The organism is Maritimibacter alkaliphilus HTCC2654 (assembly GCF_000152805.1).
In the GTDB taxonomy this organism is placed as follows: domain Bacteria; phylum Pseudomonadota; class Alphaproteobacteria; order Rhodobacterales; family Rhodobacteraceae; genus Maritimibacter; species Maritimibacter alkaliphilus.
This window is the reverse complement of the sequence record NZ_CH902578.1, coordinates 2,543,198-2,556,089: the sequence shown is the minus strand read 5'-3', so window position 1 is coordinate 2,556,089 and position 12,892 is coordinate 2,543,198. Positions and strand designations below refer to the sequence as shown.

The 12,892-nt window shown below is 63.3% G+C and carries 9 protein-coding genes; 5 read left to right on the top strand and 4 right to left on the bottom strand.

What is annotated here, in order from left to right; all coding sequences use genetic code 11:
* On the top strand, positions 1–639 hold the full coding sequence (locus RB2654_RS13475; RefSeq protein ID WP_008332449.1) for an RNA-binding protein: 639 nt from the start codon (positions 1–3) through the stop codon (positions 637–639).
* Positions 636–3,134: a translation initiation factor IF-2 gene (infB, locus tag RB2654_RS13470; protein WP_008332448.1), complete on the top strand. Its 2,499-nt coding sequence runs from the start codon at positions 636–638 to the stop codon at positions 3,132–3,134. Before RB2654_RS13475 ends, infB begins: the two co-directional genes overlap by 4 nt.
* A gap of 174 nt (positions 3,135–3,308) precedes the next feature.
* Here the strand turns inward: infB and mutT are convergent, their stop codons facing one another.
* Genes mutT through RB2654_RS13455 form a run of 3 tightly spaced genes read right to left on the bottom strand, consistent with a single transcriptional unit; the run spans position 3,309 to position 5,935 of the window.
* Complete coding sequence (gene mutT / locus RB2654_RS13465; RefSeq protein WP_008332446.1) at positions 3,309–3,707, bottom strand: 8-oxo-dGTP diphosphatase MutT; 399 nt, start codon at positions 3,705–3,707, stop codon at positions 3,309–3,311.
* A complete protein-coding gene (gene argJ, locus RB2654_RS13460; protein WP_040885706.1) occupies positions 3,707–4,972 on the bottom strand; it encodes a bifunctional glutamate N-acetyltransferase/amino-acid acetyltransferase ArgJ in 1,266 nt (421 codons plus the stop codon). Before argJ ends, mutT begins: the two co-directional genes overlap by 1 nt.
* 60 nt (positions 4,973–5,032) lie before the next feature.
* Complete coding sequence (locus RB2654_RS13455; protein WP_008332442.1) at positions 5,033–5,935, bottom strand: peptidylprolyl isomerase; 903 nt, start codon at positions 5,933–5,935, stop codon at positions 5,033–5,035.
* 177 nt (positions 5,936–6,112) lie between these two features.
* Here RB2654_RS13455 and secA point away from each other — a divergent pair, with 177 nt between their 5' ends.
* The 3 genes from secA (at position 6,113) to RB2654_RS13440 (ending at position 12,102) form a co-directional block, all read left to right on the top strand.
* Complete coding sequence (gene secA / locus RB2654_RS13450) at positions 6,113–8,812, top strand: preprotein translocase subunit SecA (RefSeq protein WP_008332441.1); 2,700 nt, start codon at positions 6,113–6,115, stop codon at positions 8,810–8,812.
* A gap of 394 nt (positions 8,813–9,206) precedes the next feature.
* Positions 9,207–10,487: a hypothetical protein gene (locus RB2654_RS22455; RefSeq protein WP_008332440.1), complete on the top strand. Its 1,281-nt coding sequence runs from the start codon at positions 9,207–9,209 to the stop codon at positions 10,485–10,487.
* A gap of 55 nt (positions 10,488–10,542) precedes the next feature.
* Complete coding sequence (locus RB2654_RS13440) at positions 10,543–12,102, top strand: substrate-binding domain-containing protein (RefSeq protein WP_040884856.1); 1,560 nt, start codon at positions 10,543–10,545, stop codon at positions 12,100–12,102.
* Between the two features lie 5 nt (positions 12,103–12,107).
* Here RB2654_RS13440 and radC read toward each other — a convergent pair whose 3' ends face one another.
* On the bottom strand, positions 12,108–12,881 hold the full coding sequence (gene radC, locus RB2654_RS13435; protein ID WP_008332438.1) for a RadC family protein: 774 nt from the start codon (positions 12,879–12,881) through the stop codon (positions 12,108–12,110).
* Positions 12,882–12,892 lie beyond the last annotated feature (11 nt).

The following is a 12,892-nucleotide window of genomic DNA, read 5'->3' as shown; positions in this document are numbered from 1 at the left end:
GTGACGCGCGGCGGCCGTGAAAAAGACCGGACGGGGGAACCCGAACGGCGGTGCATCGGAACCGGCGAGGTGAAGGACACCTCGCTGATGATCCGGTTCGTCGTCGGACCCGATGGCGCGGTCTATCCCGACCTGCTGGGTAAACTGCCCGGCCGGGGGTTCTGGATCACGCCCTCGCCCAAGGCGTTTGCCCTTGCCGCGAAGAAGGGCGCCTTCGCCCGCGCCGCGAAACAACAGGTGACGGTCCCTGAGGATCTGTTCGCAAAAGTCGAGGCGGGTCTTGCAGAACGCGTGATCCACCTTATCTCTCTTGCTCGAAAGGCGAGCGAGGCAATTGCCGGCTTTGAAAAGGTCAAAGACTGGCTCGCCAAGGATCAGGCTGAGGTGCTTTTGCAGGCCTCCGACGGCTCTGATCGCGGGAAATCCAAGCTCCGCCCACCCCGTGGCAAAGGCACCCTGATCACCTGTTTGACCCAAGATGAATTGGGTTTGGCATTCGGGCGGGAACATGTGATACATGCCGCACTCGCGGGTGGCGGACTCACGAAACGTGTTGTAGACGAAGCCGCGAAGCTTTCGGGCATGCGCGATATGAACGACGGTGGGACCGCCCGCCGGAAAGGTAAGACGACCAGATGAGCGATACGGACGGCAAGAAGCCCCTTGGCCTGCGAGGTGGACCCCGGTCGGGTTCCGTCAAGCAATCCTTCAGCCATGGGCGCACGAAGAACGTGGTGGTGGAGACGAAGCGCAAGCGCGTCGTCGTGCCCAAACCCGGTGCGGGTGGCGGTGCGGGCGGCGGCAATGGCTCCCCCGCGACGGACCCGTCCAAGCGCCCCGCAGGTATCTCCGACGCCGAACTCGAGCGCCGGATGAAGGCGCTTGCCGCAGCCAAGGCCAACGAGGCCGAAGAAGCGAAGCGGCGCGAAGAAGAAGAGAAGGCCCGCGAGGAAGAGCGCGAGCGTCGTCGGCAGGAAGCCGAGGACAAGGCCCGCGAAGAACAGGAACGCGCCGAAGCCGCGGCCAAGAAAGCCGAGGAAGACGAGCGTCGCCGCAAGGAAAAAGAAGCGGCCAAGAACAAGCCGGCCCCGGCCGCCGACCCTGACCCGGCCGCCGCTCAGGCCGCCGAGGCCCGTGGCGCCAAGACCGGCCCGCGCAAGACCGAACGCGAACGTGCGCCGCAGCCGGCCGACGATCGGTCGAACCGTGGCAAGGGCGGTCGTGACGACAGCCGCCGGTCCGGCAAGCTGACGGTGAACCAGGCGCTCACCGGGGGCGAAGGCGGGCGTCAACGCTCGGTCGCCGCGATGCGCCGCAAGCAGGAACGCATGCGCCAGAAGGCGATGGGTAACGCCGAGCCGCGCGAAAAGGTCGTGCGCGACGTGCAGGTGCCCGAGGCCATCGTGGTGCAGGAACTTGCCAACCGCATGGCCGAACGCGTCGCCGATGTCGTGAAATCGCTCATGCAGATGGGCATGATGGTCACGCAGAACCAGACCATCGATCAGGACACGGCCGAACTCATCATCGAAGAATTCGGTCACCGGATCGTGCGCGTGTCGGACTCGGACGTCGAGGATGTCATCACCACGACCGAAGACAAGGCCGAAGATCTTGAGAACCGCCCGCCGGTCATCACGATCATGGGCCACGTCGACCACGGCAAGACCTCGCTTCTCGACGCGATCCGCAACGCCAAGGTCGTCGCGGGCGAAGCCGGCGGCATTACCCAGCACATCGGTGCCTATCAGGTCACGACCGATAGCGGCACGGTTCTGTCGTTCCTCGACACGCCGGGTCACGCGGCCTTTACCTCGATGCGGGCCCGTGGCGCGCAGGTGACGGATATCGTCGTCCTCGTGGTGGCTGCCGACGACGCGGTGATGCCGCAGACCATCGAAGCCATCAACCACGCCAAGGCGGCCGGTGTCCCGATGATCGTCGCGATCAACAAGGTCGATCTGCCCGCCGCGAACGTGGACAAGGTGCGCACCGACCTGCTTCAGCACGAAGTCATCGTCGAGAAACTCTCGGGCGACGTGCAGGACGTGGAAGTGTCGGCCCACACGGGTCAGGGTCTGGACGAACTGCTCGAAGCCATCGCGCTCCAGTCGGAAATCCTCGAACTCAAGGCGAACCCGAACCGGTCCGCCCAGGGTGCCGTGATCGAAGCGCAGCTCGACGTGGGCCGTGGCCCGGTCGCCACCGTGCTCGTCCAGAACGGCACGCTGCGCCAAGGCGACATCTTCGTCGTCGGCGAGCAGTGGGGCAAGGTCCGCGCGATGGAGAACGATCGCGGTGAACGCGTCAAGGAAGCCGGACCGTCGGTGCCCGTCGAGGTGCTCGGCCTGAACGGCACGCCGGAAGCAGGCGACGTTCTGAACGTGGTCGATACCGAAGCGCAGGCGCGCGAGATCGCGGAATACCGCGCGAACGCCGCCAAGGACAAACGCGCAGCCGCCGGTGCGGCGACCACACTGGAACAGATGATGGCCAAGGCCAAGGCGGACGAGAACGTCGCCGAACTGCCCATCGTCGTGAAAGCGGACGTGCAGGGGTCGGCCGAAGCCATCGTTCAGGCGATGGAGAAGATTGGCAACGACGAAGTGCGCGTGCGCGTGATCCACTACGGCGTCGGCGCGATCACCGAAACCGACGTGGGTCTTGCCGAAGCGTCCGGTTGCCCGGTCATCGGCTTCAACGTCCGTGCGAACGCGCCGGCCCGGAATTCGGCCAACCAGAAGGGCGTGGAAATCCGCTACTACAGCGTGATCTACGACCTTGTGGACGACGTGAAAGCGGCGGCCTCGGGCCTGCTGTCCGCAGAAGTGCGCGAGAAGTTCACCGGTTACGCCGAGATCAAGGAGACGTTCCGCGTCTCCGGTGTCGGCAACGTGGCCGGGTGTCTCGTCACCGAAGGCGTGGCACGGCGCTCCGCAGGTGTCCGCCTGCTGCGCGACAACGTTGTGATCCACGAAGGCACGCTCAAGACGCTCAAGCGTTTCAAGGACGAGGTGTCGGAAGTCATCTCGGGTCAGGAATGCGGTATGGCATTCGAGAACTACGACGACATTCGCAAGGGCGACGTCATCGAGATCTTCGAACGCGAAGAGGTCGAGCGCACGCTCTCCTGATCTGCGAACCTATTGGAATAGAAAGGGCGGCTCATCGGGCCGCCCTTTTTCTTTGCGCGGGCTAGCGCCCCCGCGGCGGTGCTTGGGGGGACCAGTCCCCCCAAACCCCCCAGCCGAATGGGGCCCTCGGGCCCCCTCCGGCCACCCCCGAAGGTTTCCTGAAACAGAGAAGGGTCAGAGCATATCCCGCATCATCGCGACGAGCGGGATGTCGGCGGGGGGCATGGGATAGTCACGCATGTCGCGCACGCGCACCCATTTGAGGGTCTGGCCCTCGTTCGGTTGCGGCGTCCCCTCCCACTTCCGGCAGACGAAGACGGGCATCAGAAGGTGGAAGGTGTCATAGCTGTGCGATGCGAAGGTCAGCGGCGCGAGGCAGGATTGCCAGGTGTCGATGCCGAGTTCTTCATGAAGTTCGCGGATCAGCGCGGCCTCGGGCGTTTCGCCGTCTTCGACTTTGCCGCCGGGAAATTCCCATAGCCCGGCCATCGACTTGCCCTCGGGGCGCTGGGCCAGAAGCACGCGCCCGTCACGGTCGACGAGCGCGACGGCAGACACGAGAACCGTTTTCATCAGCTTCGGTAGTCCGCGTTGATCTGGATGTAGGCGTGGGTCAGGTCACAGGTCCAGACCGTGGCCTCGCCCTTGCCGAGGCCGAGATCCACGTTGATGACGATCTCTTCGCCCAGCATGTAGTTGGCGCCCTGCTCTTCCCGGTACTCCGGCGAAACCCAGCCTTTTTCGGCGACAAGGATGTCCCCGAATGAAATCGAAAGTTTGTCGCGGTCGGCGGCGGCGCCCGACTTGCCGATCGCGGCGACGATCCGGCCCCAGTTCGGGTCTTCCCCGGCGATGGCCGTCTTGACCAGCGGGGAATTCGCGATGGACATGGCATGGGTGCGCGCGTCGGCCTTGGACTTGGCCCCGCTCACATGGATTTCGACGAACTTGGTGGCCCCTTCCCCGTCGCGGATCACCTGATGGGCGAGGTCCATCATCACCGACCGAAGGCCCGTTTGGAACGCTTCGTCCTTGGGGGTCACTTCGACACCGCTGGCGCCGGTGGCGGCAAGGATCAGGGTGTCAGACGTCGAGGTGTCGCTGTCCACGGTGATCGAATTGAAGGTCTCGTCGATCAGGCCAGAGAGATAGGCTTGCAGAACCTTCTGCTCCACCTTCGCATCCGTGAAGATGTAGACCAGCATCGTGGCCATGTCCGGCGCGATCATGCCGGAGCCTTTGGCGATGCCCGCGATCCTGACCGTCCGACCGCCGATTTCGACCTCGGCCATTGAACCCTTCGGGAACGTGTCGGTGGTCATGATCGCGCGAGCGGCGAATTCGATGCCACTTTCGTCGAGCGCGTCGTTCAGATCTCCGATCTTCGCCGTGATCCGATCAAAGGGCAGACGTTCACCGATGACGCCTGTCGAGGCGGTATAGACCCTGTTTTCGGCGACCCCCGTGACATCGGCCACGGTCTTGGAAATCTCGGCTACCGCATTCTCGCCCGACGATCCGGTGAAGGCATTGGAGTTGCCGGAGTTCACGATGATCGCCGCGCCGCCGGACGGGTCCGAGCCAAGCTTGGCCTGACAGTCCAGCACATTGGCCGAACGCGTGGAAGACCGGGTGAAGACGCCCGCAATCGTCGTGCCCGGGTCACACAGCGCCATCATGACGTCGTAACGCCCGGCGTAGCGGACCCCGGCCTGAACGGCGGCGAAACGAACGCCGCCGATCTTCGGCAATTTGGGAAAGCCGTCTTTGGGGGCAAGCGGTGCGACCGCATGCTTGTGGTTCTTCGCCGAGGCGAGCGCCGCCTCGAGCGATTTCACCTTACCCTTGAGCTTCTTGATCTTCTTCTTTTTGCCCACGACTGTCCCCTCCCGCGTCGATCACTCGAAGATCGACATATCCGACAGGACGGCGGGATCAAGCGTCGTCACGTCGGTCCGTTCGATGGTCGCGCCGTCCATCAGCGCGTTGAGCGCCTCTTCCACGGCGGAAGTCTGGAGCTGACCGATGATGTCCTCACGAACCTCTTCAAGCGGCGGGGCACCCTTTTCGCGGGTCTCGTTCAGCTTGATGACGTGCCAGCCGAACTGCGTCTGGACCGGGTCCGAAATATCGCCGGCGGCCATGTCGGCCACGGCCGTTTCGAAGGGTTCGACCATCATGCCGGCCGAGAACCAGCCAAGCTCACCGCCGTTCGGGCCGGAGGGACCGGTCGAAAATTCTTTGGCGAGCGCGGCGAAGTCGGCATCTTCCGCCTTGGCCTGCTCGACGAGATCCGCAGCTTCCGCTTCGGTCTCGACAAGGATATGCGACGCGTTCCACTCGGTCGTGGGTTCGGCATCGGCATACTGTGCGTCATAGGCCGCCTGAATGGCGTCTTCATCCACGGCCTCGGTGATGACGTCGTCGATCTTTTCGGCGGCGACGAGCGTGCGACGCTCGTTCTCCAAACGGACCTCGACACCGGCGCCGACCTCGTCGATCGCCTGGCTCAGAACCGTCTGCTGGATCAACTGGTCGATCAGACCCGGCAGCAGAACGTCGTTCGGAAGTTGCTGATATTGCTGCGGAAGCTGCTCTTTGGCTGCCACGACGTGACCAAGCGTAATCTCTTCGCCGTTCACGGTGGCCAGTACGGTGTCGACCGTCACTTCCATCGCCGGCGCGGCATCCGTTTCGGCCTCGGCTTCGGGGGCCGCATCCTGGGCCCAGCTGGGCAGAGCCAGCGAAACCGAAAGCAGCGTGGCCGCGAAAAGCGACGCGCGGGTGGACGTATGGGTCATGAAACCTCCTCATGGTCGTGCCGGAAGCCCCGGCATCGTTGACTATCCCGGCCCCCACCCTTACATCGCAATGGTCCTTGGGGGGCCGACTTCACGCCCTTGATATGGGGGCGCGCGGACACGGGCAAGCACCCCGCGCAATCACGAGAATGTCAGAGCTCATCGAGCGGAGAGCACATGCTGGGTTTCGGAACCATCGCCAAAAAGGTTTTTGGCACGCCCAATGACCGCAAGATCAAGGCAACCCGACCGACCATCGAAAAGATCAACGCGCTGGAACCGGAGTTCGAAAAACTCACGGATCAGGGACTGATCGACAAGACGGCGGAATTGAAGGCGCGGCTGGAAAAGGGTGAGAAACTCGACGATCTCCTGCCCGAAGCCTTCGCCAACTGCCGCGAGGCCGCGCGCCGTGCGCTGGGCCTACGCGCCTTCGACGTGCAGCTCATGGGCGGCATCTTCCTTCACGAAGGCAACATCGCCGAGATGAAGACGGGCGAAGGCAAGACGCTGGTCGCGACCTTCCCCGCCTATCTGAACGCGCTCACCGGCAAGGGCGTGCATATCGTGACAGTGAACGATTACCTCGCCAAACGCGACGCGGACTGGATGGGCAAGGTGTATGCCGCGCTCGGGATGACGACCGGCGTCGTCTATCCGCAGCAGCCGGACGGTGAGAAGAAAGGCGCCTATGCCGCCGACATCACCTATGCCACCAACAACGAGCTTGGCTTCGACTACCTGCGCGACAACATGAAGTCGCGGATCGAAGACATGAACCAGCGCCCCCATCACTTCGCCATCGTGGACGAAGTCGACTCGATCCTGATCGACGAGGCGCGCACACCGCTTATTATTTCCGGCCCGTCCGATGACAAGTCGGAGCTTTACGTGGCCATCGACAGGATCATCCCGGAACTGACCGAAGAGCACTTCGTCCTCGACGAAAAGGCGCGCTCGGCCACGTTTACGGACGAGGGCAACGATTTCCTCGAAAACCGCCTGCACCAGATCGGCGTGTTGCCGGAGGAACAGACGCTTTACGACCCGGAATCGACCACGATCGTCCACCACGTGAACCAGGGCCTGCGCGCCCACAAGATGTTCACGAAGGACAAGGACTACATCGTTCGTGGCGATGAAGTCGTGTTGATCGACGAATTCACCGGCCGCATGATGGCCGGTCGCCGTCTGTCCGAGGGCCTGCATCAGGCCATCGAGGCGAAGGAAGGCGTGCCGATCCAGCCCGAGAACGTCACCATGGCGTCGGTCACGTTCCAAAACTACTTCCGTCTTTACGAAAAGCTCGCCGGGATGACCGGCACGGCGCTGACCGAAGAAGACGAATTCATGGAAATCTACGGGCTGGGGGTGGTCGAAGTGCCGACGAACAAGCCCATCGCGCGCGAGGATGAGCATGACGCCGTCTATCGCACGACGGCCGAAAAATACGGGGCCATCGTCGACGAGATCAAAAAGGCCAATGCCAAGGGACAGCCGGTTCTTGTCGGCACGACCTCGATCGAGAAGTCCGAAGCCCTGAGCCAGCTTCTGACCAAGGAAAACATCACGCACAACGTGCTAAACGCACGCCAGCACGAGCAGGAAGCGCAGATTATCGCGGAAGCCGGGCGTCTCGGGGCGGTCACCATCGCGACGAACATGGCGGGCCGCGGCACGGACATCCAGCTGGGCGGGAACGTCGAGATGAAGGTGCTTCAGGCCCTCGACGAAACGCCCGACGCCGATCCCGAAACGCTGCGCAAGCAGATGGATGCGGAAGTCGCCGAAGAGAAAGCCAAGGTGCTCGAGGCGGGCGGCCTTTTCGTGCTCGCCACCGAGCGGCATGAAAGCCGCCGCATCGACAACCAGCTTCGCGGTCGTTCGGGCCGCCAGGGTGATCCGGGCCGGTCGTCGTTTTTCCTGTCGCTGGAAGACGATCTGATGCGGATTTTCGGGTCCGAACGGCTCGACAAGGTGCTTTCGGGCCTTGGCATGAAAGAGGGCGAGGCCATCGTTCACCCGTGGGTGAACAAGTCGCTGGAACGCGCGCAGGCCAAGGTCGAAGGTCGCAACTTCGACATCCGCAAACAGCTTCTCAAGTTCGACGACGTGATGAACGACCAGCGCAAGGTGATCTTCAACCAGCGCCGCGACATCATGGAATCCGAGGATCTTTCGGACGTGGTTCAGGACATGCGGCATCAGGTCATCGACGACCTGATTCTGGAATACATGCCGCCCAAGTCCTATGCGGATCAGTGGAATACCCAAGGTCTTTATGCCGCTATCCTGGAAACCCTGAACCTCGACGTGCCCGTCATGGAATGGGCGGCCGAGGAAGGTGCCGACGACGATACGGTGCGCGAAAAGCTCTATGAGGCCAGCGACAAGCAGATGTCGGAAAAGGCCGAAGCTTTCGGCCAGGACACGATGCGCAACATCGAAAAGCAGATCCTGCTTCAGACCATCGACGGGAAGTGGCGCGAGCACCTTCTGACGCTCGAACATCTGCGTTCGGTCATCGGGTTCCGTGGCTACGCCCAGCGTGATCCGCTGAACGAGTACAAGACCGAAAGCTTCCAATTGTTCGAGTCGATGCTCGACAGCCTGCGCGCCGAAGTCAGCCAGAAGATCGGACAGGTTCGTCCCATGACCGAGGACGAACAAAAGGCGATGATGGACCAGTTGAAGCAGCAGCAGGACGCGCTAGCGGCCCAAGCCAAAGCTGCCGAAGCTTCCGGCCCATCCGAACCGGGCACGCCGCGCGACGGATTCGACGAGAACGACCCCTCGACCTGGGGCAATCCGGGCCGAAACGAACAGTGCCCCTGTGGGTCGGGCAAGAAGTTCAAGCATTGCCACGGCAAGGTCTGATCTCGCCCGCCTGATCCCAATTCATAGGCATCAGTATGATGCGGGCCCGGAATCGACCATTTCGGGCCCCGTCAATGGCTTGTGAGCCCCCGAGGTTGCAGCTACCGTCCCGGTCATCCTGTTCCACGCGGCAACGCCCATCCCCGGCCTGTTCGCACTGGTGCCAGTGCTCGGAGCGGTCCTTACTGCACTGTTCGGCGGGCCGGGATTCTCGGTCGCAAACCGCGTGAATCGGGCGAAGATTTGACAATTCCCGCAGGTTCTGGCGGAAAATCCCACGTTTTCAGAGGTTTCCACAATCCGGAAACAACCCGTTTCCGGTCACCATTTATTCATTCTATCGGCCTATTGCATTGGCAGAGTTCCCATCGAACGTGGGAAAGGAAGCCTCGCCATGCTGGAAAAAATCCAGTCGATTTCGACGAACCTCGACAAGAAACGGGTCTATACTGCCGTTGGCGCTCTCGTGGTGGCTTTGGCGACCGGGCACGTCATGCAACGAACGGTCAATCAGCCGAACGCGCCGGTGGATGCCCGTGTGCAGCAGGCCCAGGTGACACAGGGGCAGGTCATTCCAGCCATGTCGACACCCCCTGCCGCACCCGTCGAAACGGCACAAGCGACGCCGGAACCGCTTCCCGTCCCTGCCAAAGACGCGGCACCGGATGAGGTTACCAAGGCCGACAACGCGCCGGCCACCGACCCGATTGCGCCATTGCCGGAACCGCAGGTGGCGGACCGCCCCGCGCCGGACAGCCCGACCTCGCCCGACGTCATGCGTGACGATCGAATTGCGGCAAGCGCGCCGGAGCGCGAAGAACAGGCCGAGCCGATTGAAACGGCGGCCCGTCCGGATCAGGGTTTGGTCGAACCGTTGGAGATTGCCGAAGTTTCGCGTGCCGCCACGACCGAAGATCTGCCGCGTCCGGCCCTGCCCGAGACCCAGTTCGATGTGGCCCCGGCCGATGTCATCGCGCAGCCGGAAACTGATGAAACGGCGGCCGAGGATTGTACGCCGACCCTGTCGCTTGCCCCGCTGCCCGGCGCACTCATCTACACCGAGCTTCGCGCGCCGTGCGACGCCGGGGGTGAGGTCCAGTTCGACCACGCGGGTCTGAAGTTCACGGAAACGCTCGATCAGGATGGCGCTCTCACGGTCATGGTGCCGGCGATGACCCGCGAAGCCGCGATCACCGCGACGTTCGGTGACCAGGAAAAGATGACTGAAGCACGCATTCAGATCGAGGATATGGACGACTACGACCGTATCGCGCTGATCTGGAAAGGCGGCACCGGGCTTCAGCTTCATGCGCTCGAGAATGGGGCCTACTACGGCGAAGAAGGGCATGTCTGGGCCGAAGAGCCGGGCCTTCCGGCACGTGCCACGGACGGTCAGGGCGGGTTCATCACCGTGCTCGGGTCGACGACGGGGGGCTATGCCGCCGACGTCTACACCTATCCGGTGTCCATGCCGACGGCCCCGGCCGTTTCCATCGAAGCGCAGGTTCTGGAAACCACCTGCGAACAGGCCATCGTCGGTGATTACCTTCGTTCTGTGCAGAACGGTCAACCGACCGGAACTCAAGTCGGTATGGTCGTACCGGACTGTGATGCGGTCGGCGAATATCTTGTGTTGAAAAACCTGCCCCAAGACCTGACAATCGCCCGCAACTAAAGGCGGGTGATCCACCCGCCCGACAAGAGCAGCGGCGGGGTGCGGGGCAGTCACCATGAGACATCTGCGTGTGGCGGTGTGCGCCGCACTCGTTTCAATCGTTCTTTCGTCTTTCGCGGCGGCCGACGACGTCACCCTGACCTCTCGCGACGGGTCGATGGAGATGTCCGGCACCCTGCTTGGCTATGACGGCCAGTTCTATCGGATCGACACCGAATACGGCGTGCTGACCGTCGATGGCTCCGGGGTCAACTGCGAGGGGCCCGGTTGCCCGAACCTGATGTCGTTCACCGCCGACATCACCATCTCGGGTGAGGCCGAGATCGGATCGACCCTGATGCCCGCCCTGATCGAAGCCTTCGCGCTATCGGAAAACTACGCCGTCACGCGGGAGGAAAAGGCGGGGATCGGGCTGACCTACAGCCTCTACGAAGCCGACAACTCGGTTCCGGCAGCGCGTTTCACCATTCGGCAGACCACCTCCTCCGAGGGCTTCGCGGATCTTCTGGGCGAAGAGGCCGACATGGTCCTGTCCCTGCGTGAACCGACGCGCGCGGAGCGGTTGATGGCGCGCGACGCGGGTCTGGGCGACCTCGACGCGGTGCGGCAGTCGCGTGTCATCGCGCTCGATGCCCTTGTTCCCGTCGTGAACCCCGGAAACCCGATCCGGCGACTGGGGCTCGAGACTTTGGCGGCGCTCTATGCGGGCGAGATCGGGCGTTGGGACGCGATAGGCGGCGAGGCGGCACCCGTCACGCTTTATCTGCGCGACCCCGACGCTGGTTTCGGGATGGCTTTTGCGCGGGACGTGGTGACCGCGCAGGACAGGGCCCTGTCGCCCTCCATTCTCACCAAGGCTTCGAACGATGGCGTGACGCTCGCGGTTCAAGAAGACCCTTTCGGCCTGGGGATCGCGAGCTTTTCTCGCCCCGGCCTGACCGAAATCGTGACGCTGACCGGCGCGTGCGCCTTCGAGATCGCGCCAAGCCAGATGGCGATCAAGGCCGGGGACTATCCGCTCGCCGCCCCGATCTATCTTTACCGTCCTGCGATCCGACTGCCGAAAGTCGGCCGGGATTTCATGCGCTATTTGCGGACCGCATCGGCGGGCCGGGTGATCCAGCGCATCGGGCTCGTCGATCAGGAGATCGAGGAAATCCCGTTTTCGGTGCAGGGGACGAGGTTGGCGAACGCCATCGCGCAAGCCGGTCCGGAAGTCGGGCTTTCCGAGTTACAGCGCATGGTGGCGCTGATGGATGGTATGCGGCGGCTGACGCTCACGTATCGATTCAAGGGTGGATCGACGGCATTGGACGCCCCCTCCCGCTCGAACGTGGCTTTGCTTGCCGATGCGCTCGAGGCAGGCGCTTTTGACGGGCGCAGGTTGACCTTCGTCGGGTTCTCGGACGGTCAGGGCGCGGCCGCGCTGAACCTGAGGCTCGCGGCTCGGCGGGCGGACGCGGTTCGCCGTGCCGTTCTCGACGCGGCCGAGACATTCGACCCTGAGCGCGTTGTGATCGAGGCCGAGGCCTTTGGCGAGGCGCTTCCGATGGCCTGCGACGACACGGATTGGGGCCGGCGGATCAACAGGCGTGTGGAAGTCTGGGTCGAATAGGCCGGTCAGGTCAGATACCCGTCGCTCCGATAGCTCACTTCGCGCGACTTGCCGATGATGATGTGGTCGTGCAGCGTGATCTCCAGCGCAGCGGCGGCCGACCGAACCCGCTCGGTCATGTCGATGTCGTCACGCGACGGACTGGGATCCCCGGAAGGGTGGTTGTGCACGAGGATCAGGGCCGAGGCGCTGAGTTCCAGCGCCCGTTTGACGATCTCGCGCGGATAGACCGGCACGTGCCCTACCGTGCCTTCGGCCGCGGCCTCATCTGCGATCAGGGTGTTCTTGCGGTCGAGGTAGAGCACCCGAAACTGCTCGGTTTCCCGGTGGCTCATCGTGGTGTGGCAATAGTCGATCAACTGGTCCCAGGACGAAACCACCCGCCGGCCCATGACGCGGGCACGTGACAGGCGATGCGCGGCAGCCTCGACGATCTTCAACTCCTGCACGACCGCATCGCCGACCCCGTGCATTTCCTTGAGGCGCGACGGTGACGCGGACAGAACCCCGTTGAAGTCGCCGAACCGGTCCAGCAGCCGCCGGGCGAGAGGTTTGACATCCTGGCGGGGGATCGCACGAAAAAGCACAAGCTCCAGCATCTCGTAATCGGGCAAGGCGGCGGCACCGCCCGACATGAACCGTTCACGCAGACGCGCGCGATGGTCCGAGATGTAGGAGGGCAGTCGCGCCTTGGTTCCCATGACCGGAACAGGCTGCGCCTCGTCGGTTTCGAACAGCGGAAGGGCCACTTCGGCCAGATGTGAAACAGGCTGGGACATGATCCCAGCCT